This window comes from Agromyces binzhouensis (assembly GCF_042672355.1).
GTDB classification, from domain to species: Bacteria; Actinomycetota; Actinomycetes; order Actinomycetales; family Microbacteriaceae; genus Agromyces; species Agromyces binzhouensis.
In genome coordinates this window covers 137017-159372 of sequence record NZ_JBHXVJ010000004.1, presented here as the reverse complement: position 1 = coordinate 159372, position 22356 = coordinate 137017, and the positions used below count along the sequence as shown (strand labels likewise).

Sequence of the window (22356 nt, the reverse complement as noted above, 5' to 3'; positions counted from 1 at the left end):
GAGGATCCGTCATCCACAGCCCTCGTGGAACGTCGCGCAGGGTGTCCGATCGCTGCGCGTCATCCCGACGGCCTGTCTATTGTCCAACTGTGCAATATAGGGCAGGATGGATGCCACCAGACCGACTTGGAGTGATCCCACCCATGGGAACGACCGTCTTCGAACGCCGCCGCCCCGGCGCATCCGTCATCGACCGCAGCCTCGCCGACACCAGGGCGAGCGTGTTCTGGCTCGACGACCTCCCCGCCGACGCGACGCGCGCACGGCCGCGCCTCGCGGGCACCATCGTCGCCGACCTCGCCGTCGTCGGCGGCGGCTACACGGGCCTCTGGACGGCGGTGCTCGCCAAGCGCGCGAACCCCGACCTGCACGTCGTGCTCCTCGAGGCGAGGCGCATCGGCTGGGCGGCATCCGGCCGCAACGGCGGCTTCTGCGAGGCGAGCCTCACGCACGGCCGCGAGAACGGGGTGAACCGCTGGCCCGACGAGATCGACGAGCTCGACCGGCTCGGCCTGGCCAACCTCGACGCGATCGAGGCGTCCGAGGCCGAGTTCGGCATGGACTTCGAGTTCGAGCGCAACGGCGCCCTCGACGTCGCGATCGAGCCGCACCAGGTCGAGTGGCTGCACGAGGCGGCCGCGGATGCCGCGTCCCGCGGCGACGACACTGTGAAGCTGCTCGACGAACACCAGGTCCGCGAGGAGGTCGACTCCCCCACCTACCTCGGCGCGATCTGGAACACGCGCACGAGCGCCATCCTGCACCCGGCCAAGCTCGCCGCGGAGCTCGCGCGCGTCGCCGAGGAGGCCGGCGTCGAGATCTTCGAGGGCTCGCCCGTGACCCGCCTCGACACCCCCGGCTCGACCGGCGCGGTGCAGCTCGTCACCGAGCACGGCCGCGTCGACGCGACGCGCGCGGTGCTCGCGACGAACGTCTTCCCGTCGCTGCTCAAGCGCAACCGCCTGATGACCGTGCCGGTCTACGACTACGTGCTCATGACCGAGCCGCTCTCCGATGAGCAGCGCGCCTCGATCGGCTGGGCGAACCGCCAGGGCATCGGCGACATGGCCAACCAGTTCCACTACTCGCGGCCGACCCGCGACGGCCGGATCCTCTACGGCGGCTACGACGCGATCTACCACTTCGGCGGGCGCGTCCGCGACGCCTACGAGGACCGGCCCGAGAGCTTCGAGAAGCTCGCGAGCCACTTCTTCACGACCTACCCGCAACTCGAGGGCCTGCGCTTCACGCACAAGTGGGCCGGCGCGATCGACACGTCGACGCAGTTCACCGCGTTCACCGGGCTCGCGCGCGACGGCCGCGTCGCCTACGCGTCCGGGTTCACCGGACTCGGCGTCGCCTCGACGCGCTTCATGGCCGAGACCATGCTCGACCTGCTCGCGGGTCGCGACACCGAGCGCACCCGACTGAAGATGGTGCAGACGCGGCCGCTGCCGTTCCCGCCGGAGCCCGCGGCATCCCTCGGCATCAACGCCACGCGCTGGTCCCTCGACCGCGCCGATCACGACGGAGGACGACGCAACATGCTGCTGAAGACCCTCGACGCCCTCGGCCTCGGGTTCGACTCGTGAGCGCGTCCGAGCCCGCGTTCGCGCGCCTCGCCGCGGGTGCGATGACGGATGCCGCGGCCCTGCCGCTCGCACACGAGCCCGTCCCGGCCGACCAGGTCGTCGCCGGCGCGCCCGAGACCGGCTACGCCCCCCTCGACGAGCCCGCCGACGGCGGGCGGGCGGGCGAGCTCGGCGTGTGGGAGATGACGCCGGGCACGATGCGCGACGTCGAGGTGGCCGAGGTGTTCCTCGTGATCGCCGGCCGCGCGACGGTGGAGTTCGTCGAGCCGGCGCTGCCGGCGATCGAGCTCCGACCCGGGTCGATCGTGCGCCTCGACGCGGGCATGTCGACGGTCTGGACCGTCACGGAGACGCTGCGCAAGCTCTTCATCGCCCGCTGACCGCCGTCGGCGGCCGGCGGACCCGCCGTCAGAGCTCGCAGTCGAGCGCCAGCGCCGCGTAGTCGAGCACCGCTCGCCGGCACTCGGCGCGGTCGAGGCCGAGCCCGAGCAGCGGGTACAGGTCGTACGAGTCCTCGAGCGCGACGAGGTTCCGCGCGATCGCGGCGACCGGCATGCGCGGGCGGAAGGCGCCGATGCCAGCCCCGATCTCGAGCGTCGTGCGGTACAGCATCACCTGGCGCTCGACGATCGACCGGTGCAGCGGACGCAGCTGCGGGCGTTCGGGGAGCAGCGCGATGCTCTCGTAGACGATCCGGAGGTCGTCGCTGATCTCGTCGGGGATGCCGGCCTCGATCATCGCGCGGAGTCGCTCGCGCGGATCGGCGACCTCCTCGGCGATCCGGCGGCGGCGCTCGTAGAACTCCTCGAGCACGCCCTCGACCGCCGCGGCGACGAGGTCGTCGAAGGTCGGGAAGTAGTAGAGCACGCTGCCCGCGCTGACCTCGGCCTCGGCCGCGACGGTGCGCACGTTGGCCTGCAGGATGCCGCGCTCGCCCGCGACGCGGCGCAGCGCCGCGACGAGTGCGTCGCGGCGCTGCGCCTGCTTGGTGCTCGGGTTCACGTGTGCGGTTCCTCGGGGATCAGTCCGTCCTGGGCTCCGCCAGTTCGGCGTACTGCGCCGGGTTGCGGCGGCGCAGCACCAGTCCCCACACGATACCGGCCACGAACAGCACCGGGGTGGGCATGATCAGCAGGGCGTTCGCGCCCGGCTCGAGGCCCGTCACGTACTGGAAGTTCAGCACGATGAGCAGGAACCCGCCGATCAGTCCGAGCGCGCCGATCACGGGAGCGACGACCACGCGGAACCGGCCGTAGCCGCGCCGGTCGCGGGCGAAGAACCCGATGACCGAGACGGCCGCGACGGCCTGGGCGAACACGAGCCCGGCCACGCCGGCGCCGTACGACCAGATGCCGAGCTGCAGGATCGGGTCGGCGTTCGTCGCCGCGGCCACGAGGATCGCGACCACGGCGACGAGGGCGATCGTCGTGCTGGCGACGTGCGGCGACCGGCTCTTCGCGTGGGTACGGGCGAGCGGCTTGGGAAGCAGTCCCTCGCGGGCCAGCGAGTAGACGTAGCGGCTCGAGGCGTTGTGGAAGGCGAGCAGGCACGCGAAGAAGCTCGTCACGATGAGCACCTGGAGTGCGGCGCCGGCCCACGAGCCGAGGTACTGCTCGCCCGCGATGAAGATCGTCGACTCGAAGTCGTCGCTCGCCACGAGGTCGACGACGCCATCGATTCCGAAGGCGACCGTGATCATCCAGAACGTGAACGCGTAGAACACCGCGAGGAAGCCGATGGCGATGTAGGTCGCGATGGGGACCGTGCGCGACGGGTCCTTCGCCTCCTCCGAGTAGATCGCGGTGCCCTCGAAGCCGATGTACGCACCGAAGCCCGTGACGAACAGGGCCGCAACGCCCGGGGCGAGGAAGACGGCCTCGGGTGCGAACGGCGCCGCGCTCCACGGCTCCGGGCCGCCGTTCACGAGCACCGAGATCGACAGCACGAGCAGGATGCCCACCTCCGCCGTGAGGAGCACGGCGAGCACCTTCGCACCGACGTCCACCTTGCGGTAGCCGAGGAAGGCGACGCACGCGACGGCGATGAGCGACCAGATCGGCCACGGCAGGTCGAGGCCGACCAGGTTGGCGAACGTCAGCTGGGCGAAGAACCCGAGGAACCCGTAGAAGCTGACCGAGAGGACGATGTAGGCGAACACCGTGACCAGGGCCGTCCCGATGCCGACGGGCTTGCCGAGCCCGCGTGAGGCGTACGCGTAGAAGGCTCCGGTGTTGCGGACGTGCCGCGACATCGCGGTGAAGCCGACCGCGAAGAAGACCAGGATGGCGCCGCAGATGAGGATCGCGCCCGCAGCGCCGACGCCGCCGAGCCGCATGGTGGTGGGCGCGGCACTCGCGACCACCGTCAGCGGGGCGGCCGCGGACACGACGAAGAACACGATGTCCCACACGCGGAGCCGGCCACCGGCGAGCCTGCCGGCTCCGGCGGCCTGCCGGGCCGGCGAGGTGCCGGATTCCATCGTCTCCGGGATCTGTTGCGTCATTGCAAGGTCTCCTCACGCGCTGGGCGCTGGTCGGGGGAATGAACTTGAACATGCATTCAACTTTCTGTCGACGGCTCCTGTCAAGACTGTTATCGTCGGAACTCGAAACATCTGAACGATTGTTCGAGTACTGGAGTCGACGATGACCACCACGCCGCAGCCCCCCACCCGCGCCCGCGACCTCGGCGTGCCGTTCGACGGCACTCCCGGCCGATGGAACGCGATCACCGACGTCCCCGGCGTCGAGGTCGGGTACGCGACGATCATCGAGGGCGCGCCCGGCGACCCGTCGATCGCGCGGACGGGCGTGACCGCGATCCTCCCCCGTGGTCGCGACGGCGTCGGCGTGCCGTGCGCCGCCGGCATCCACTCGCTCAACGGCAACGGCGAGCTGACCGGGCGCAGCTGGATCGAGGAGTCCGGCGCCCTCACCCTGCCGATCGGCATCACCAACAGCCACTCCGTCGGCGCGGTCCACGCGGGCATCGACGAGTGGACCGACCGCGAGCACCCCGAGCTCTCCGCGGAGTGGATGCTCCCCGTGGTCGGCGAGACGTGGGACGGCTACCTCAACCAGATCAACGCCGGCCACGTGCGCCCCGAGCACGCGATCGCCGCGATCGACTCCGCGGCGAGCGGGCCCCTCGCCGAGGGCAACGTCGGCGGCGGCACGGGCATGAACTGCTACGGCTTCAAGGGCGGGTCCGGCACGGCATCGCGCGTCGTGCGGTTCGGCGCAGAGACCCACACCGTCGGCGTGTTCCTGCAGGCCAACTTCGGCACCCGCGACGAGCTGCGGCTCGCCGGCGTCCCCCTCGGCCGGGAGTCGGCTGCTCCGAACCCGTACGAGGACATCGAATGGTTCGTGCGCGACGGGCAGCGCGCCCGCGTGCGCGCCGGATCGGGCAGCGTCATCGGCATCGTGGTCACCGACGCCCCGCTCCTGCCGGGCCAGTGCGAGGCCCTCGCCCGCCGGGTGCCGCTCGGACTCGCCCGCACGGGGACGAGCGGGAGCCACTTCTCGGGCGACATCTTCCTGTCATGCTCGACCGCCAACGCGGGCGCCTTCACCTCGAGCATCCCGACCGCCGAACCGGGCGAGGATCCCTACGAGACCGCGCGCTTCGTGCCGTGGGGCCGGATCGACCCCTACTTCGAGGCGGTCGTGCAGGCGACCGAGGAGGCCGTCGCGAACGTCCTGGTCGCGGCCCGGGACATGGTCGGCCGCGACGGGCACGCGAACGTCGCCCTGCCCCACGACGAGGTGCGCGCCGCCTTCGGCGGCCGGGCGGAGCACCCGGCGGCCTGAGCCTGCCGGGACCGGCGAACGCTCGGCGCGTCAGCCCGAGGTCACCCGCGCGCGCGGATCCGCCGGGACCCGCACATCGGCGACCTGCTCGAGGTGCGGATGCCGCTGGTCGCCGTCGTCGACGACGCCCGTGTGCCACGTCAGCCTCAGCTCGTCGGGGCGATCGACGAGCATCGCGAGGTTGTTCGCGAACCACGGCCCCTTCACGGTGCGCCAGCGGAACGGCGCATCGGGGACCTTGGCCGAACGCGCGGCGAGGCGGCCGATCGGCGTCGCCGCGCCGTACGACATCACGACCGAGAACCAGCGCATGACGCGCGGCAGCGGGTTCCGGATGGGCGAGCACACCGCCTGGAGGATCCGCGACCCCGGAACGTCGTCGCGGTCGACCTGGGCGAGGTAGGAGTAGTGCACGTCGCCCGCGAGGAACAGCACGTTCTGCGGGGCCGCGCCGCGCTCGCCGGCGGCGAGCTCCCGAACCATCCGCGCGACCTTCTGGAACGTGTCCTCCCAGGCCGCCCAGTGCTCGAGGTCGACGGCCTGGCGGAGCACCTCGCCCACGCTCGCCGCCCGTCGGCCCCAGGCGCCCTGCGAGATCGCCTCGTCCCACGCCTCGACGTTGTGCAGCCCCATCGGGAGGAGGAACGGGAGGGAGGTCGCGATGAGCACGTGCCGGAAGTCCCCTCGCAGCTGCGCGTCGAACCAGTCGAGCTCCTCGGGATCGAGCAGGGCCCGGGCGTCCGGGTCGAGCTGCCGCGCGGCGCGGGAGTCGACGACGACGAGGCGGATGTCGTCGAAGTCGCGCGTGTAGCTCCAGCGCACGCTCGTCGGCTCCTGGTCGGCGCGGTCGGCGAACGCGTCGACCTCGTCGGTGAGGTCGAGCTCGTCGTCGCCGTCGTGCCCGGCGATGCGCTGCCAGAGTTCGTCGGCGGCGCGCTCCGCCGGAGTGAGGTTGCCCAGGTGCTGGTACACCCAGTACGAGCCGAGTCCGGCGACGATGCGGCCGTGCCACCAGGAGGTGGCCTCCATCTTCTGCTTCCAGTCGTGCGAGGCGTTCCAGTCGTCGCGCACGTCGTGGTCGTCGAAGATCATCGCGGTCGGCACGGTCGAGAGCAGCCAGCGGTTGGCCGGGTCCGACCAGGCGAGCCGGTACAGGTGGGCGTACTCCTCGTAGTCCTTCAGCTCCTCGCCGGGCTCCTCGTCGATGTCGCGCTTGTTCCGGATGAACTCCTGCATCTCGTCCGAGGTGATGTCGGCGTAGACCTGGTCGCCGAGGAACATCATGAGGTCGGGGCGTTCGGCGTAGCCCGCGGCGAGCGCGAGCGCGAACGCGCGCATCGCGTCGACGCCGTGCGTGAGGTTGCCCTCGAGGTCGTGCGGCACGCTCGTGCGGCACGACCCGTACGCGAGGCGCAGTCGCCTGCCCTGCTCCCAGGTCGCGACGACGGATGCCGGGAGCTCCGAGTCCGGCTCGGGCCAGGCCTGCTCGCCGTCGACGTCCACCTCGTAGGGCAGCACCGACCCCGGCTCGAGCCCGTCGAGCTCGACGAGCGCGTAGTGGTGGTCGTGCACGGCGAACGTGCGCCCCTGCCAGCTGCGGCCGTCGGCCCGGACGCGCACGGTCGCGGCGCCCTCGGTCTCGACCCAGATCGTCGCCGACGTCTCGTCGACGTGGCGGAGCATCGGACCGAGGATCAGCGGGGAGGTCATCACCTCGTTCTACCCCGCCTTCCCGCCCCGCGTCACGGGGTTGCGGACGACGCAGGAACACGACAGGCGACGGATGCCGCGGTGGGCGCACCGAGCGGCGGCGGTCAACCCCTCCCGGGCCGCCGGGGGTGCTGGGAGGATCGGTGGCACGGAGGGGAGCCCCGATGCCGCAGTCGCGGGCCGACACCGGGCACCGACGCGGTCAGGCGGCGGATGCCGCGAGCCCGCCGGCCGCGTCGTCCGGCGGATCGGCGGCCTCGATGTGGAAGGTGCGCGCGAAGCGCGCCACCCCGTCGGCGTCGCCCGCGAGCACCGGGACGGCCGCGGCATCCGCTCGCCCCGCGATGAGGTCGCGGAGCTGCGACGGCTCGAGCGCGAACTCGACGCTCGCGCCTGCGGCATCCGCCGGCTCCGACGGCCTGGGCTGCGGCACGGCATCGGGTCCGATGGGCACGACCTCGAGGGCCGACCCGTCGACGACGGCCGCGACCGAGGCGGGCCCGACGTGCAGCACGTACTCGGTCGCCGGCTCGATCGCCGCGGCCTCGGGCCGGAACGCGGACCGCAGGGCGACGGCCAGCGCCTCGTGGCTCACGCGCTCCTCCTCGCCGGGGTCGCCGAGGACCGACCAGCCCCAGCGCTCGAGCGCGAGGACGACCGGTTCGAGCTCGCGCCCGAGCGGCGTGAGCTCGTAGCCGCCCCGGACCGTCGGCACGCGCCGGACGACACCCGACTCCTGCAGCTCGCGCAGCCGGTCGGCGAGGATGTTGGTCGGGATCCGCGGCAGGCTCGCCTTCAGGTCGCCGTACCGGCGCGGCCCGACGAGCAGGTCGCGGACGATGAGCAGCGCCCACCGTTCCCCGACCCGCTCGATCGCGCGGGCCACGCCGCTGTACTGGCCGAACCCGCGGGCGCGTGCCGCCACGACGGAACCGTCAGGCGCCGGTCGCCGCGGCGCCGGCCCCCTGCTCGCTGAGGAACGCGTCGGGACCCTTCTCGACGGCGGCGGGCTCCATGAAGAAGAACTCGAGGATGTTGCCGTCGGGGTCCTCGATGTCGCGCGTGTACATGAATCCCAGGTCGGTGGCCGGTCGCGGCTCGCTTCCGCCGGCGTCGAGCCCCTTCGCGAGGACCGCGTCGACCTCCTCGCGCGAGTCGCACGTGAGCGCGATGAGGGCCTGCGCGTGGGTCTTCGGCTCGGTCACCTGCTTGGCGGTGAACGTCTGGAAGAACTCCCTGGTCAGCACCATGAAGTAGACGTTCTCGTCGAGCACGACGCAGGCCGCGTTGTCGTCGGAGAACATCGGGTTGATGCGGTAGCCGAGGCCCTGGTAGAACGCCTTCGAGCGGTCGAGGTCGGACGTCGGGATGTTGACGAAGATGCTGGTGGCCATGGTCTCCCCCATGTCGGCTGGTCGTCTGGTCCGGCCGGTCGGCCGTCATCCGTCAGCTTGCTCTTCGCAAGTGTACTTGTCAAGAGCAAGTAACGGATGGTGCGAGCCGGCGCTCAGCGCACCCCGCTCCGCCGCACGAGCAACGCGAGGTGCAGCGCGGTGAGCGTCTCCCCGTCGTCGAGGTCGGCCCCGAGCAGGTCGCCGATGAGGGCCAGTCGCTGGTAGAACACCGAGCGCGAGAGATGGCTCGCCTGGGCCGCCGCCGTCCGGTTGCCCGGGTGCGCGAGCATCGCCGCGAGCACGTCGAGCAGGTCGCCGCCGCGCGCGAGGTCGTGCTCGATGAGCGGCGCCAGCATGCGCTCGCCGAGCTCCTGCAGCCGATGGTCGTCGCGGAGCGCGGTCACCAGCCGGACCAGCGGCCGGTCCTGCGACCGTCGCACGACCGGCCCCCGCGCCGCGCGCGGAACGGGCGTGCGCGACAGGTCGAGGGCCTCCTGCACCGACACGAGCAGCCCGTCGAGGTCGCGGGCCGCCGCACCGATCGAGAGCACGACCCCCGAGGCATCCGTCGGCGCCCCCTCGGAACGCGTCGCGAGCCGCCCCGCGAACGCGCGCGCCGCATCGTCGTCGAGACGCGTCCCGCCGGGGAGCGAGACGAGCAGCACCCGAGCGGATGCCGGGGCGCCCGCGCCGACCGGCCGCCCGTCGAGCGCCCGCCCGCCGAGCCCCCTCGCCGCGGCATCCGCATCGCCGTCGGCGCCGCGCCCGGTCACGACCACGCCGTACAGGTCGGCACCGTGCACCGGCAGGCCGGCCGCCTCCATGCGCGCGACCGCGCCGCCGAGCGCCGCGAACCGGCCGCCCAGCAGGTGCTCGACGAGCCGCTGCCGTCCGATGCGCCCCCACGTGTCGTCGTCCCCGTCCGCGAGGCGCCCGAGGGCGAGCGCGATCGCGCCCTGCTCGAGCACGCTGGTCCGCCCGGCCGGATGCGTCGGCCCGGGCAGCGCGATGAGATGACCCCAGCGGATGCCGCGAGCCTCGACGGGCACGATGAGCCAGTCGTCGGCGCCGTGCACGCCGGCGGAGCCGCGCGTCGACCGACGGTGCGCGTCGCGCGAGCGCAGTTGCCAGCCCGAGAGCACCTCCTCCTCCGACTCCGGCGGGAGGTCGGCCGCGACGACCTCGTGCGCGAGGTTCTCGAGCAGCACCGGCGCCGCGAGGGTCTGCGCGAGCTGCTGCACGATGTAGTCCGCCGGCGCTCCGCGCAGGGCGAGCGCCGTGAAGCGCTCCCGCACCTCGTCGCGGGCGTGCAGCGCCGCGGTCTGCTCGGAGATGATCCGCCGGTGCACCGCCTGCGTCAGCCCGACGAACTTCACCTCGCGGTGGAGCGCCGCGAGCGCCAGCCCGTGCTCGGCCGCGGCCCGGTGCACGACCGCCGGGACGTACCGGTAGTGCGCGCCGAGCTCGAGCACGAGACCCGAGACGCCGACCTCGACGAGCCCCGCGATGAACGCTCGCAACTCCTCGGGCTCGGTCGGCCAGCCCGACCCGGTGGAGAGCAGCAGCTCGCCGCCGTCGAGCAGGCGCGCCACGCCCGCGCTGTCCGAGACGTGGACCCAGCGCACGCGCGCGTCGAGCGCCGCGTCGCCGACCAGGACCTCCGGCACACCCGCCGCGACCGCGTCGAGCGCGAGGATCTCGCGGACCGTGGGCAGCGCGTCATCCGTGGCCTGAGCCGTCGGGGCCAGGCTCGGACGATCCGTTCGATCTGCTTCGTCTTCGCGACGCTCTGGCATCGGTTCGGCCTCTCTGCCTCTGTAAGACTGGGGAAACGCCAGCTTAGACGACGTCGGTCGATCTGTCCGATCCCGAGGTTCGAGCCTGGCACGCCACCCTGCGACGCGGTGCCGAGGCATCCGTCGTCACGACCCACCGAAGGACTGCCATGAGCCTCACCGAGACCGCCTCATCGCCCGCCGCGACCACCGACGTGCCGCAGCTCGGACACTGGATCGACGGGGCGCTGCGCGCGTCCACGTCGGGGCGGACCGCACCCGTGTTCAACCCGGCGACGGGTGCCGTGCAGGCCGAGGTCGGCCTCGCGGACCAGGCCGAGATCGACGCGGCGATCGCGTCTGCGCAGCGCGGGTTCGAGGCGTGGAGCGGCTACTCGATCGCCAAGCGCCAGGGCGTGCTCTTCGCGTTCCGCGAGCTGCTGAACTCGCGGAAGGGCGAGCTGGCCGAGATCATCACGCGCGAGCACGGCAAGGTCCTCTCCGACGCGATGGGCGAGATCCTCCGCGGCCAGGAGGTCGTGGAGCTCGCCACCGGCTTCCCGCACCTGATCAAGGGCGCGTTCTCCGAGAACGCCTCCAACGGCATCGACGTGTACTCGCTGAAGCAGCCGCTCGGCGTCGTCGGCGTCATCTCGCCGTTCAACTTCCCCGCGATGGTCCCGATGTGGTTCTTCCCCATCGCGATCGCCGCGGGCAACGCGGTGGTGCTCAAGCCCTCCGAGAAGGACCCGTCGGCCGCGCTCTGGCTCGCCGAGCTCTGGAAGGAGGCCGGCCTGCCCGACGGCGTGTTCACCGTGCTGCAGGGCGACAAGCTCGCCGTCGACGGACTGCTGACCAGCCCGGTCGTGCAGTCGATCTCGTTCGTCGGCTCGACGCCGATCGCCCAGTACATCTACGAGACCGCGTCCAAGCACGGCAAGCGCGTCCAGGCGCTCGGCGGCGCGAAGAACCACATGCTCGTCCTCCCGGACGCCGACCTCGACCTCGTCGCCGACCAGGCCGTGAACGCCGGCTACGGCGCCGCGGGCGAGCGCTGCATGGCGATCTCGGTCGTGCTGGCCGTCGAGCCGGTCGCCGACGAGCTGATCGAGAAGATCACCGAGCGCATCGGCCGGCTCAGGATCGGCAACGGTGCGGGCACCGACGGCGTCGAGCCCGACATGGGCCCGCTCATCACCGACGTGCACCGCGACAAGGTCTCCTCCTACGTCGACATCGCCGAGGCCGACGGGGCCCGCGTCGTGGTCGACGGCCGCGGGTTCGCCGTCGACGGCCACGATGGCGGCTTCTTCTTCGGCCCCACCCTGCTCGACCAGGTGCCGACCACGAGCCGGGCGTACACCGAGGAGATCTTCGGGCCCGTGCTCTCGGTCGTCCGCGTCGCCTCGTACGACGAGGGCCTCGACCTCATCAACTCCGGCCAGTTCGGCAACGGCACCGCGATCTTCACCAACGACGGCGGAGCCGCCCGCCGCTTCCAGAACGAGGTGCAGGTCGGCATGATCGGCATCAACGTGCCGATCCCCGTCCCCGTCGCGTACCACTCCTTCGGCGGCTGGAAGCAGTCGCTGTTCGGCGACGCGAAGGCCTACGGCGTCCACGGCTTCGACTTCTTCACCCGCGAGAAGGCCGTCACCAGCCGCTGGCTCGACCCCGCCACCCACGGCGGCATCAACCTCGGCTTCCCCCAGAACCACTGACCCTCTCCTCTCCTTCCTCCCCTCCGCTCCGCGAAATGACGCGAACGGTCGATCCCGCGCCCGGGAACGACCGTTCGCGTCACCTCACCCGGTCGAAAGGACCCTCATGACCGACACGCTGATCCCGACCGAGGCCGACGAGGCGACGACGGATGCCGCGGCGACGGCGGATGCCGCGACCGCGGCGTCGTACGTCGACCGTTCCGGTGCACGGCGCCCGCTGACCGACACCGCCGCCGAGGCGCAGGTCCGCGCCGACGACCGCGCCCACGTGTTCCACTCGTGGAGCGCGCAGGCGCTGATCGACCCGCTGCCCGTCGCCGCCGGCGAGGGCGCCACGTTCTGGGACTACCGGGGCAACGCGTACCTCGACTTCTCGTCGCAGCTCGTGAACCTCAACCTCGGCCACCAGCACCCCGACCTCGTCGCGGCCATCCAGCAGCAGGCCGGGCGCCTCGCGACGATCCAGCCGTCGATGGCGAACGACGTCCGCGGCGAGCTCGCCCGGCGCATCGCCGAGGTCGCGCCCGGCGACCTCGACAAGGTGTTCTTCACCAATGGCGGCGCCGACGCGAACGAGTACGCCGTGCGCATGGCGCGCGAGGTGACCGGGCGCCGCAAGGTGCTCTCGATGTACCGCAGCTACCACGGCGGCACCGCCACCGCGATCTCGCTCACGGGCGACCCGCGCCGCTGGCGGAACGAGCCGTCCGACGGCTCGGTCGCGCACTTCCTCGGGCCGTACCCGTACCGCTCGTCGTTCCACTCCGAGTCGGCCGAGCAGGAGACCGAGCGGGCCCTCGCGCACCTCGAGCAGGTCATCACGCTCGAGGGCGCGTCGACGATCGCGGCGATCATCATCGAGACCGTCGTCGGCACCAACGGCGTGCTCGTGCCGCCGCCCGGCTACCTCCAGGGCGTGCGCGCGCTCGCCGACAAGTACGGCATCGTCTACATCGCCGACGAGGTCATGGTCGGCTTCGGCCGCATCGGCGAGTGGTTCGCGGTGAACCACTTCGGCGTGACGCCCGACCTCATCACCTTCGCCAAGGGCGTGAACTCGGGCTACGCACCGCTCGGCGGCGTCGTGATCTCCGAGCGGATCGCCTCGCACTTCGACACCGTGGCGTTCATGGGCGGCCTGACGTACTCGGGGCACCCCCTCGCGTGCGCGCCCGGCGTCGCCACCTTCGAGGTGTTCGAGCGCGACGGCATCCTCGAGCGGGTCCGCGACCTGGGCGCCCGCGTCGTCGGCCCGCGCCTCGCCGAGCTCGCCGAGAAGCACCCGTCGGTCGGCGAGGTCCGCGGACTCGGGCTGTTCTGGGCGATCGAACTGGTCCGCGACCGCGAGACCCGCGAACCGCTCGTGCCGTTCAACGCCGCCGGAGCCGATGCTGCGCCGATGGGCCGGGTCGCCGCGGCCTGCAAGCAGGCGGGCCTCTGGCCGTTCGTGCACTTCAACCGGCTCCACGTCGCGCCCCCGCTCGTGATCAGCGAGGAGGACCTCGTCCGCGGGCTCGACATCATCGACGCGGCGCTCGACGTCGCGGACGCCGAGCTCGCCGCGTAGCGGTCCGCATCCCCGCCCGGAACGCCGCGGGAATCCGGGGTTCACGGCCTCACCGGGGCCGGTTCCCCGGATTCCCTGCGTTCCCGGGCACGGCCGCCGCGTGCCGGGCTGCCCGATGCCGAGCGGCTAGCCTGAGGCACATGGACGCACGGGGGCCCGCAGGGGGGATGCCGCGGCGCGCGTTCCTCGCCGCGAGCCTCGGCGGGCTGGCCGTGACGCTCGCCGCGTGCACCGACGGCCGCCCGACGCCCACTCCGACGCCGACACGCACGCCGAGTCCGTCGCCGACGCCGACCCCGGGCGGCGTGCCCGCCCCCGAGGCGTTCCTCCGCTCGCGGTGGAGCCGCGACCCGTTCACGCGCGGAGCCTTCAGCTTCGACGCGGTCGGCTCCACGCCCGAACTGCGCTCCGCGCTCGCGCAACCGATCGCCGACCGGCTGGTCATCGCGGGCGAGGGCACCTCGGCCGACGCGCCCGGAACCGTCCACGGCGCCTACGCCGAGGGCATCCGTGCCGCGCGCACGATCGCCGACCTCGCCGACGAGGGCGACCGCATCGCCGTCATCGGCGCCGGCATCGCCGGGCTCGCCGCCGCACGGACGCTCGCCGACGCGGGACACGACGTCGTCGTGGTCGAGGCCGGCACGACCCTCGGCGGGAGGCTGCGCACGATCCAGGACGACGCGTTCGGCGGCCCCGTCGTGCTGGGCAGCGTGTTCGCATCCGACGGGGCCGAGCTGCGCCCGGTCCTCGCGGAGGCGGGCGTGGCGACGCGGCCCTTCACGCCGGTGGTCGAGGCCCGCACACCCGACGGCACCGTCGCCGAACCCTCGCCGGCGGGCTGGGACGCCATCGCGACCGCGCAGGAGTGGGCCGCCGGCAACTCGGCCGACGTGTCGCTCACGAACGCGCTGCTCCGCTCGGGCGCGGTGCCGATCTCGGGCGAGCCGGGGCCCGACGGGCTGAGCCCGAGGGATTGGCTCGTGAACGCGATCTCGACCGGCGTCGAGCCCACGACCGGCGCGGCGCCGACCCGCGTCTCCGCCCAGCGGTTCGACCCCGACCTGGTCTGGCGGCCGACCTCGCGCGTCGTGAGCGGCTGGACGGCCCTCGTCGACCGCCTCGCCGACGGCCTCCGCATCGCGGGATCGAGTGTGGTCACCACGATCACGGTCGACGACGACGGCGTGAGCCTGCGCCTCGACACGGGCGAGTCGCTGCGCATGCACCGAGTCGTGCTGACCGCGTCGATCGGCGTGCTGAAGACCGACACCATCGCGTTCGACCCGCCGCTCCCCCTCCTGCACCAGCGCGCCATCGGCGTGCTCGGGATGGGCGCCTCCGACGTCGTGTGGCTCGCCTTCGACGAACCGTTCTGGCGGGCGGATGCCGCGGCGTCGGCGGGCGGCGCGGACGGAGACGCGGACGGCGCGACCGAGGCGCCGGCCGCGACGGGCGCCGTCGCCGACGAGACCGCCGGGACGGACGCCGACACCGACACCGATGCCGACGCGAACGTGTTCACGCTCGTCGGCGCCACCCCGACCGTCGCCGCGTGGCTCGACGTCGGCGTGGATCCGCGGCGCCCGCTGCTCCTCGGCATCCTCGCGGCCGAGCACGCGCGCCGCATCGCGGAGCTCGACGACGACGACGTCCTCGAGGAGCTGCTGGCCGCGCTCGCGCCGTTCGTGGCGCGGTAGCGGGTCGGCGGTCAGCGCTCGGCGAGCGCCGCGGCCCGGCTCCCCGCCCGATTCCGCGCCGCGATGCGCCGGCGCACCCCGCGGAGCGCGAGCCGCCGGTGCACGCCCACCAGCACCGAGGTCAACCCGACGAAGATGACGAGGATGAGCAGGCAGTAGACGGCCACGCCGAGGGGTCCGCCGACCTGGCTGGCGTCGAGGAAGAAGTACGGGTACCAGCCGATGTCGGCGCCGCGGATGAGCGTGTACGCGAGCCATCCGCTCGGGAACACGAGCACGAGCCCGAGCGTCGCCCACGGCACCGGCGGGTTCACGGCGATGATCGCGTCGACGGTCCACGCGACGAGCGCGAGGACGGGCACGACGAAGTGCAGGAGCGTGTCCGACCACGGCACGTCGAGCCGGTAGTCGCGCGTCGACGCCTGCACTGCGATGAACCCGAACACGATCCCGGAAACGAGCAGGTACACCGTGACGACCGTCCGGAACGCCGCGAGCGCGGGCGGGTCCCGGTGCTGCGTGAGGGCGTACCCGGCGGCGACGAGCAGCACCACGACCGCGAGCATCGCCGACTGGATCGTGAAGTAGCTGAAGAAGTTGACGGACGCGAAGAGCGGGAACTCGAGCACGTACTGGTAGTTGCCGACCAGCGCGACGATCTCGACCGCCGCGATCGCGAGGCGGAACGCGCCCAGCGCGCGCCGCGACACGGTCGTGCGTGCGAGCGACGCCGAGGTCTCCGCCACGGCGGCGTCGCCCGGCGGGCGGACGTCGTCGGCCCCGGCCCGCGGTGCCGCCCGCGTCGCGGCACTCCCCGCCCCGACACCGGAGCCGAGGACGCGCGCGGACATGCCCTCACGGTAGTCGCCCCGGCTCCACGCTCGTCGGGGATACGCCGGTGGCCGGCCGGTCGCCCGGCGAGGTCAGTCGAGCGGCCGCAGGATCCGGTCGAGGAAGCGCCGCGTGCGCTCCTCGCGCGGCTTCGTGAAGATCTCGCGCGGCGCGCCGCGCTCGACGACGACCCCGCCGTCCATGAACAGCACCTCGTCGGCGGCCTGCCGCGCGAACTGCAGCTCGTGGGTCACGACGACCATGGTCCAGCCCTCGTCCGCGAGCTCCTTGATGACGTGCAGCACCTCCCCGACGAGTTCGGGGTCGAGCGCGCTCGTCGGCTCGTCGAAGAGCAGCAGGTCGGGCTTCAGCGCCAGGGCCCGAACGATGCCGACCCGCTGCTGCTGGCCGCCCGAGAGCTGGTGGGGGTACTGGTCGTGCTTCTCGGCGAGTCCGACGCGTTCGAGCAGGGCGGATGCCTCGGCGAGCGCCTGCGCCTTCGGTACCCGCTGCACGCGGATCGGCCCCTCCACCACGTTCTCGAGCACGGTCATGTGCGGGAACAGGTTGTGGTGCTGGAAGACCATCGCGGACCGGTCGCGCATCGCCAGGCGGTCGGCCTTCGCGGGTGCCCGGGCGAAGTCGATCGCGGGCCCGCCGTCGAACTCGAGCGTGCCGGCATCCGGCGTCTCGAGCCCGTTGAGCGAACGCAGCACGGTCGTCTTGCCCGACCCGCTCGGTCCGATGAGCGTCACGACCTCGCCGCGCCGCACCGAGAAGTCGATGCCGCGCAGCACCTCGTTCGACCCGAACGACTTGCGGATGCCGCGTGCCGAGAGCAGCACGGGGGCGTCAGTGGGCGACATAGCGGTCCAACCTCCTCTCGAGGCGCGTCTGCCCGCCGGAGAGCGCCAGGCAGAACAGCCAGTAGATCAGCGCCGCCTCGAGGTACAGGAGCATGAACTGCTGGCTGAACGCCGCGATCTGCTGCGCGACGCGGAACAGCTCGGTCACGAGGATCAGCGACGCGAGCGACGTGTCCTTCACGAGCGAGATGAACGTGTTCGACAGCGGCGGCACCGACACGCGCGCCGCCTGCGGCAGGATGACGCGACGCAGCGCGGTCGACGGCGACATGCCGATCGTGTACGCCGCCTCCCACTGCCCCTTCGGGACCGACAGGATCGCGGCGCGGATCACCTCGGCGGCGTAGCCGCCGACGTTGAGCGAGAACGCGATGATCGCGCTCGGCCACGGGTCGATGACGAGCCCGATCGCGGGCAGGCCGTAGAAGATCACGAACAGCTGCACGAGCAGCGGGGTGCCGCGGATCACCGAGACGTAGAACCGGGCGATGCCCGACACCACCCGGTTCCTCGACAGCCGCATGAGGGCAACGGCGAGTGCGAGCACGAGTCCGATGGCGAACGACGCGAGTGCGAGCGGGATCGTGCCCGTGATCCCGCCCCACACGATCGGCCAGAACGACTCGAGGAACAGTTGCAGGCCCTCGTTCACGGGTCACCGCCTTCCTGGGACGGCGACAGGCTACTCGGTGACGTCGGCGCCGAAGTACTTCTCGCCGATCTCGGCGAGCGTGCCGTCGGCCGCGAGCGCCGCGAGCGCCTCGTCGATCGCAGCGACGAGCGCGTCCTTGTCCTGCGTGAGCGCGAACGCGCTCTCGGACGACTCGTCGGTCTCGACGGCGGCCTCGATCGCGGCATCCGGCGTCGTGTTCACGTAGTCGAGGAACGTGAGCTTGTCGTTCACGGTGGCGTCGACGCGGCCCTGCTGCAGCAGCGCCACGGCCTGCGCCCAGCCCTCGACGGCCTCGACGTTGGCGCCCGACGCGGTCGCGAGCTCGTACCAGTTGCTCGTGAGCGACTGCGCGGTGGTCTTGCCGGCGAGGTCGTCGAACGACGAGATCGACGTGTCGCCCTCGTTCACGACGATGACGCCGCGCGAGACGGTGTACGGGGTGCTGAAGAGGTACTGCTCCTCGCGCTCGGGCGTGATCGAGACCTGGTTCGCGATGACGTCGAAGCGTCCCGCGTCGAGGCCCGCGAAGATCGCGTCCCACTGCGTCTCCTGGAAGGCGATCTCGAGTCCGAGCTCGTCGGCGACGGCTTCGGCCACCTCGACGTCGTAACCGACCAGGTCGCCCGAGCCGTCGTCGTGGTAGCTGAACGGGCGGTACGTCCCCTCCGTCGCGACGGTGAGCGTGCCGGCCTTCACGAGGCCGTACTCGTCGCCCGCGGCATCCGCCCCGTCCGTTGCGCCGCCGCTCGTCGAGCACGCGGCGAGCGCGAGGACGGCGGCGGATGCGGCGGCGAGGCCGAGCAGGGTGCGGGTGCGAGTCATGGATGGTGCTCCGTTCGTGACGTGGAAGGGGTCCGGCTGGTCGGCGCCGAGCGCCGAGGACGGTGTCGGGCCCGGCGGATGCGGAACGAGTCCAGCACGGCCGGGGCCACGAGGTGAAACCGGACGACGCCGCGTTTCATTTCCGATCGGGCCGGATCCGCGCGCGACAGGTCGCCGGCCTGCGGTCGGGCGGACGATCTCCGGCGCATGCGCGCGCGGGCATACACGGTCCGCGGCCCGGTGCGCAATGGGCGGCGTGGCCCGTCCCGGCGTGGCTAGGCTGGCGCGGTCGAGGGGCGGATCCCCTCGTCGCACTGCCCCCGCAGAACCGAAGGAACCTGAATGATCACGCTCTCCTGGCTCCTCCTCATCGCCCTCGCCGGCGGCGTCCTCACGATCGTCGACGGCATCTGGCGCCTGCGCGCCCGCGGCGGGTCGACGGTGATCGGCATCATCGAGATCATCGTCGCCGGCCTCTTCGTGCTGTCGCTGTTCCTCACCGGCATCCCCTTCGGATCGCTGGTGCTCGGCATCGCGACGCTCGTCGTGCTCGTCGTCGCGCTGATCATGCGCGGACGCCTCGGCATGACCCTCACGATCATCGCCCTGGTGCTCGTCGCGATCTGGATCGTGCTCGAGAACCGCTGGCTCGTCATCCCCGGCATCAACAGCTGACGCCGACCGGCGCCGAGCGCCGGACGCGAGCGAGGCCGTCACCCTCTCAGGGTGCCGGCCTCGCTCGCTCGCCGGGCGTCCTCAGGCCGTGCGCGCCTCGGTGACGCGGCGCTTCTCGCGCACGTACACCTCGCGGCGGACGCGGGCCACCACGTCGCCGTCGGCGTCGACGACCTCGGACTCGAACCACTCGAGCACCTTCGCGCCGCCGTGCGCGCGTCGCCGCAGCTCCTCGGCGCGTTCGCGCGGCACCTCGAACCGGGCCGTGAGCACGCCCCGGCCGGGCTTCACGAACTCGATCTCGCCGCGCGTGTCCCACACGACGAAGTCGCCGCCGAGCTGGTGCCGCACGAGCATGAAGAAGTACGGATCGGTCATGGCCGACAACGAGCCGCCGAACGCGGTCCCCACGTAGTTCCGCGTGAACATGTTGACGTGCAGCGCCACCTCGGCGCTCGTCCAGTCCGGCGCGAAGCGCCGAACCCGGATGCCGCTGAACAGGTTGGGCGCCCAGAGGCTCATGCCGATCGCGAGTCGTCGTGGGGTCATGCGCATCGGACCAGTGTGGCGCGCGGTTGCGGCATCCGCTCGTTCGTCGTGGTTTCCCCACAATCGCTCGCCCACCCGTCGGCGCTTCCGTCGAAGCGTGCGACGAGAGGATGCCGACTGCACCGCTGGACGTGACGAACGGTGCGAATGGCATCCCCTCGCGGAGCGCACGGCGCCCGAGCGGGCGAGGCCGGCGCGCCTAGAAGGCGCTCAGGCCGGTCAGGGCCCGGCCGATGACGAGCTGGTGCACCTCGTCGGTGCCCTCGTACGTGCGCACCGACTCGAGGTTGGCGGCGTGCCGCATCACGGGGAACTCGTTCGTGATGCCGTCGCCGGCGAGGATCGCCCGTGCCTCGTGCGCGATGCGCAGCGCCTCGCGGACCGAGTTGAGCTTGCCGACCGAGATCTGCGCGGGCGTCAGCGCCCCGCGCTCCTTGAGCCGGCCGAGGTGCAGCGCGAGCAGCACGCCCTTCTCGACCTCGACGAGCATGTCGGCGAGCTTGGCCTGGATCAGCTGGTTCGCGCCGATCGGCCGGCCGAACACCTCGCGCGAGATCGAGCGCCCGAGTGCGGACTCCAGGCACGACCGGGCCGCGCCCATCGCGCCCCAGACGATGCCGTAGCGCGCCTCGTTGAGGCAGCCGAACGGCCCCGACAGGCCGCGCGCACCGGGCAGCACCGCGTCGGCGGCCAACCGCACGCCGTCGAAGGTCACGTCGCACTGGACCGAAGCGCGCATCGAGAGCTTGCCGTCGATCGGCGTCGCCGTGAACCCGGGCGTCGCGGTCGGCACGAGGAAGCCGCGCACGACGCCGTGGTCGTCGCCGCCCTCGTCGTCGACCTTCGCCCAGACGACGGCCACGTCGGCGAGCGAGGCGAGGCCGATCCAGCGCTTCGCGCCGTCGACGACCCACTCGTCGCCCTCGCGCCGCGCGGTCGTCGTCATCGCCGCGGGGTCGCTGCCGCCCTGCGGCTCGGTGAGCGCGAAGCATCCGATGAGCTCGCCCGCGGCCATGCCCGGCAGCCAGCGCTCCTTCTGCGCCTCCGATCCGTACTTGTGGATGGCGCTCATGGCGAGCGAGCCCTGCACCGAGACGAACGTGCGCCAGCCCGAGTCCGCCGCCTCGAGCTCGAGGCACACCAGGCCGTACGCGACGGCACCGGCCCCGGCGCATCCGTACCCGCTCAGGTGCATGCCGAGGAAGCCGAGCTCGCCGGCCTCGCGCACGAGCTCGCGACGGAAGTGCTTGTCCTCGAAGTCCTGCTCGATGACGGGCGCGATGCGCTCCTGCGCGAACCGTCGCGCCCGGTCGCGCCAGGCCAGCTCGTCCTCGGTGAGCAGGGCGTCGAGGTCGAAGACGGCGTCGATGCGGGGTGCGGTCGCGGTCGCGGTCGCGTCGGGTTCGGTGGCGGTCATGTCGGTCCTTCCATGTGGTCGTGGGCCCGGCGGGCGGAGGTCGAGGTCAGTCGCGCGGCAGCCAGTCGGCGCCTCGGTGGGCGTCGAGTGCGGGCGGCGCGGTGCGGTAGCGCGCGCCGTCGCCGCCCAGTCGGATCGGGTTCGCGATCGACCGGTGCGGCGCCGCCCCGTCGTCCTCCTCGCGGGTCTCGGCGACGACGTCGAGGCCGAGCGCGTCGGCGAACGCGATCGCCTCGGCCACGTCGTTCACGAGTCCGGCCGGCACGCCGGCCACCGTGAGCGCGTCGACCCAGACCCCCGCGGATGCCGCGGCCAGCGCCCGCTCGAGCGTCTCGCGCAACTCGTCGCGGTGCGCGACGCGGTCGGCGTTCGTCAGGAATCGCGCGTCCCCGGCGAGGCCCGGCAGCCCGACGACGCCCGCGAGAGCGGCGAACTGGCGGTCGTTTCCCACGGCGATGACGAGCTCGCGGTCGGCCGCGCGGAACACGGCGTACGGCGCGATGCTCGGGTGCTGGTTGCCGAGCCGGCGTGGCGGCGTGCCCGTCGCGAGGGTCGACGACGCCTGGTTGGTGAGGGCGGAGAGCAGGCTCTGCAGGAGGTTCACCTCGACGAGGCGCCCCTGCCCCGTCCGGTCGCGCTCGCGGAGCGCGAGCAGGATCCCGGCGACGGCGTTCTGCCCGGTGAGCACGTCGACGAGCGCGACGCCGACCTTCGACGGGTCGCCGCCGGGGTCGCCCGTGATGCTCATCAGCCCGCCCACGGCCTGCACGAGCAGGTCGTACCCGGCGAGGGCCGCACCCTCGCGCGCGCCGAAGCCCGTGATGGAGCAGTAGACCACGCCGGGGTTCAGCTCGCGCACGTCCTGGTAGGCGAGGCCGAACCGGGCCATGACCCCGGGCCGGAAGTTCTCGACGACCACGTCGGCGGACGCCGCGAGCCGACGCGCCTCGGCGAGCCCCGCGGCATCCGCCAGGTCGAGGGCCACCGAGCGCTTGTTCCGGTTCACGCCACCGAAGTACGTGGCGCGGCCCGTCGCGTCGACGGGCGGACTCCAGTGGCGGGTGTCGTCGCCCGCGGGCGACTCGACCTTGATCACGTCGGCGCCGAAGTCGGCGAGCATCATCGTGGCGTAGGGCCCGGCGAGCACGCGCGAGAAGTCGGCGACGCGGATGCCGCGCAGCGCGCCGGTCGGGGCCTGGTCCGCGTCTGCCATCCGCCCTCCTCGGCGTTCGGACCCGTCCCGCGCGGG

At 72.5% G+C, this 22356-nt stretch carries 20 protein-coding genes; 7 read left to right on the top strand and 13 right to left on the bottom strand.

Annotated features, from left to right (window positions below; genetic code table 11):
- The first annotated feature begins 143 nt into the window (after positions 1–143).
- Entirely contained in the window at positions 144–1592 is a 1449-nt protein-coding gene (locus ACFVHK_RS08575) for an NAD(P)/FAD-dependent oxidoreductase (RefSeq protein WP_376928443.1), read from the top strand.
- Positions 1589–1972, top strand: a complete 384-nt coding sequence (locus ACFVHK_RS08570) for a cupin domain-containing protein (RefSeq protein ID WP_376928442.1) — start codon at positions 1589–1591, stop codon at positions 1970–1972. The genes ACFVHK_RS08575 and ACFVHK_RS08570 overlap by 4 nt, the downstream gene beginning before the upstream one ends.
- Before the next feature lie 28 nt (positions 1973–2000).
- Here the strand turns inward: ACFVHK_RS08570 and ACFVHK_RS08565 are convergent, their stop codons facing one another.
- Together ACFVHK_RS08565 and ACFVHK_RS08560 are read right to left on the bottom strand one after the other, a co-directional pair.
- A complete protein-coding gene (locus ACFVHK_RS08565) occupies positions 2001–2594 on the bottom strand; it encodes a TetR/AcrR family transcriptional regulator (protein ID WP_376928441.1) in 594 nt (197 codons plus the stop codon).
- Between the two features lie 19 nt (positions 2595–2613).
- Positions 2614–4095 carry an APC family permease gene (locus ACFVHK_RS08560; RefSeq protein ID WP_376928440.1) on the bottom strand — a complete coding sequence of 494 codons (1482 nt, stop codon included), beginning with the start codon at positions 4093–4095 and terminating at the stop codon, positions 2614–2616.
- A gap of 142 nt (positions 4096–4237) precedes the next feature.
- Here ACFVHK_RS08560 and ACFVHK_RS08555 point away from each other — a divergent pair, with 142 nt between their 5' ends.
- On the top strand, positions 4238–5404 hold the full coding sequence (locus ACFVHK_RS08555) for a DmpA family aminopeptidase (protein ID WP_376928439.1): 1167 nt from the start codon (positions 4238–4240) through the stop codon (positions 5402–5404).
- A 30-nt stretch (positions 5405–5434) separates the two neighbouring features.
- Here the strand turns inward: ACFVHK_RS08555 and ACFVHK_RS08550 are convergent, their stop codons facing one another.
- From ACFVHK_RS08550 to ACFVHK_RS08535, 4 genes are all read right to left on the bottom strand, one after another.
- The gene (locus tag ACFVHK_RS08550; RefSeq protein ID WP_376928438.1) at positions 5435–7114 is read right to left on the bottom strand and encodes an alkaline phosphatase D family protein; all 1680 of its coding nucleotides are present in this window, start codon (positions 7112–7114) and stop codon (positions 5435–5437) included.
- 202 nt (positions 7115–7316) lie between these two features.
- Positions 7317–8039, bottom strand: a complete 723-nt coding sequence (locus ACFVHK_RS08545; protein ID WP_376928437.1) for a winged helix-turn-helix transcriptional regulator — start codon at positions 8037–8039, stop codon at positions 7317–7319.
- Between the two features lie 10 nt (positions 8040–8049).
- Entirely contained in the window at positions 8050–8508 is a 459-nt protein-coding gene (locus tag ACFVHK_RS08540) for a VOC family protein (RefSeq protein ID WP_129234024.1), read from the bottom strand.
- 113 nt (positions 8509–8621) lie between these two features.
- On the bottom strand, positions 8622–10304 hold the full coding sequence (locus ACFVHK_RS08535; protein ID WP_376928436.1) for a PucR family transcriptional regulator: 1683 nt from the start codon (positions 10302–10304) through the stop codon (positions 8622–8624).
- Between the two features lie 149 nt (positions 10305–10453).
- On the opposite strand from ACFVHK_RS08535, the gene ACFVHK_RS08530 reads away from it, so the two are divergent.
- The 3 genes from ACFVHK_RS08530 (at position 10454) to ACFVHK_RS08520 (ending at position 15274) form a co-directional block, all read left to right on the top strand.
- Complete coding sequence (locus tag ACFVHK_RS08530; protein WP_376928435.1) at positions 10454–12004, top strand: CoA-acylating methylmalonate-semialdehyde dehydrogenase; 1551 nt, start codon at positions 10454–10456, stop codon at positions 12002–12004.
- 106 nt (positions 12005–12110) lie between these two features.
- Positions 12111–13574: an aspartate aminotransferase family protein gene (locus ACFVHK_RS08525; protein WP_376928434.1), complete on the top strand. Its 1464-nt coding sequence runs from the start codon at positions 12111–12113 to the stop codon at positions 13572–13574.
- 140 nt (positions 13575–13714) lie between these two features.
- Positions 13715–15274: a flavin monoamine oxidase family protein gene (locus ACFVHK_RS08520; protein ID WP_376928433.1), complete on the top strand. Its 1560-nt coding sequence runs from the start codon at positions 13715–13717 to the stop codon at positions 15272–15274.
- Between the two features lie 11 nt (positions 15275–15285).
- Here ACFVHK_RS08520 and ACFVHK_RS08515 read toward each other — a convergent pair whose 3' ends face one another.
- From ACFVHK_RS08515 to ACFVHK_RS08500, 4 genes are all read right to left on the bottom strand, one after another.
- Entirely contained in the window at positions 15286–16125 is an 840-nt protein-coding gene (locus ACFVHK_RS08515) for a Pr6Pr family membrane protein (RefSeq protein ID WP_376928432.1), read from the bottom strand.
- Positions 16126–16197: 72 nt separating this feature from the next.
- Positions 16198–16971: an amino acid ABC transporter ATP-binding protein gene (locus ACFVHK_RS08510; RefSeq protein WP_129234996.1), complete on the bottom strand. Its 774-nt coding sequence runs from the start codon at positions 16969–16971 to the stop codon at positions 16198–16200.
- Positions 16958–17623: an amino acid ABC transporter permease gene (locus ACFVHK_RS08505; RefSeq protein ID WP_207207098.1), complete on the bottom strand. Its 666-nt coding sequence runs from the start codon at positions 17621–17623 to the stop codon at positions 16958–16960. The genes ACFVHK_RS08510 and ACFVHK_RS08505 overlap by 14 nt, the downstream gene beginning before the upstream one ends.
- A 30-nt stretch (positions 17624–17653) precedes the next feature.
- Positions 17654–18466: a transporter substrate-binding domain-containing protein gene (locus ACFVHK_RS08500; protein ID WP_376928431.1), complete on the bottom strand. Its 813-nt coding sequence runs from the start codon at positions 18464–18466 to the stop codon at positions 17654–17656.
- Positions 18467–18808: 342 nt separating this feature from the next.
- Here ACFVHK_RS08500 and ACFVHK_RS08495 point away from each other — a divergent pair, with 342 nt between their 5' ends.
- Positions 18809–19141 carry a hypothetical protein gene (locus ACFVHK_RS08495; RefSeq protein ID WP_129234992.1) on the top strand — a complete coding sequence of 111 codons (333 nt, stop codon included), beginning with the start codon at positions 18809–18811 and terminating at the stop codon, positions 19139–19141.
- Between the two features lie 81 nt (positions 19142–19222).
- On the opposite strand, the gene ACFVHK_RS08490 is transcribed toward ACFVHK_RS08495, so the two are convergent.
- The 3 genes from ACFVHK_RS08490 to ACFVHK_RS08480 form a co-directional block, all read right to left on the bottom strand.
- Entirely contained in the window at positions 19223–19690 is a 468-nt protein-coding gene (locus tag ACFVHK_RS08490; protein WP_376928430.1) for a PaaI family thioesterase, read from the bottom strand.
- 199 nt (positions 19691–19889) lie between these two features.
- Positions 19890–21107: an acyl-CoA dehydrogenase family protein gene (locus tag ACFVHK_RS08485; protein ID WP_376928429.1), complete on the bottom strand. Its 1218-nt coding sequence runs from the start codon at positions 21105–21107 to the stop codon at positions 19890–19892.
- 46 nt (positions 21108–21153) lie between these two features.
- A complete protein-coding gene (locus ACFVHK_RS08480) occupies positions 21154–22320 on the bottom strand; it encodes a CaiB/BaiF CoA transferase family protein (RefSeq protein ID WP_376928428.1) in 1167 nt (388 codons plus the stop codon).
- Between the last annotated feature and the right edge of the window lie 36 nt (positions 22321–22356).

Coding starts and splice junctions, on each gene's coding strand:
- ACFVHK_RS08575 (WP_376928443.1), top strand. CDS start 144: ATGGGAACGACCGTCTTCGAACGCCGCCGCCCCGGCGCATCCGTCATC.
- ACFVHK_RS08560 (WP_376928440.1), bottom strand. CDS start 4,095: ATGACGCAACAGATCCCGGAGACGATGGAATCCGGCACCTCGCCGGCC.
- ACFVHK_RS08555 (WP_376928439.1), top strand. CDS start 4,238: ATGACCACCACGCCGCAGCCCCCCACCCGCGCCCGCGACCTCGGCGTG.
- ACFVHK_RS08550 (WP_376928438.1), bottom strand. CDS start 7,114: ATGACCTCCCCGCTGATCCTCGGTCCGATGCTCCGCCACGTCGACGAG.
- ACFVHK_RS08540 (WP_129234024.1), bottom strand. CDS start 8,508: ATGGCCACCAGCATCTTCGTCAACATCCCGACGTCCGACCTCGACCGC.
- ACFVHK_RS08535 (WP_376928436.1), bottom strand. CDS start 10,304: ATGCCAGAGCGTCGCGAAGACGAAGCAGATCGAACGGATCGTCCGAGC.
- ACFVHK_RS08530 (WP_376928435.1), top strand. CDS start 10,454: ATGAGCCTCACCGAGACCGCCTCATCGCCCGCCGCGACCACCGACGTG.
- ACFVHK_RS08525 (WP_376928434.1), top strand. CDS start 12,111: ATGACCGACACGCTGATCCCGACCGAGGCCGACGAGGCGACGACGGAT.
- ACFVHK_RS08520 (WP_376928433.1), top strand. CDS start 13,715: ATGGACGCACGGGGGCCCGCAGGGGGGATGCCGCGGCGCGCGTTCCTC.
- ACFVHK_RS08515 (WP_376928432.1), bottom strand. CDS start 16,125: ATGTCCGCGCGCGTCCTCGGCTCCGGTGTCGGGGCGGGGAGTGCCGCG.
- ACFVHK_RS08510 (WP_129234996.1), bottom strand. CDS start 16,971: ATGTCGCCCACTGACGCCCCCGTGCTGCTCTCGGCACGCGGCATCCGC.
- ACFVHK_RS08500 (WP_376928431.1), bottom strand. CDS start 18,466: ATGACTCGCACCCGCACCCTGCTCGGCCTCGCCGCCGCATCCGCCGCC.
- ACFVHK_RS08495 (WP_129234992.1), top strand. CDS start 18,809: ATGATCACGCTCTCCTGGCTCCTCCTCATCGCCCTCGCCGGCGGCGTC.
- ACFVHK_RS08490 (WP_376928430.1), bottom strand. CDS start 19,690: ATGACCCCACGACGACTCGCGATCGGCATGAGCCTCTGGGCGCCCAAC.
- ACFVHK_RS08485 (WP_376928429.1), bottom strand. CDS start 21,107: ATGACCGCCACCGAACCCGACGCGACCGCGACCGCGACCGCACCCCGC.
- ACFVHK_RS08480 (WP_376928428.1), bottom strand. CDS start 22,320: ATGGCAGACGCGGACCAGGCCCCGACCGGCGCGCTGCGCGGCATCCGC.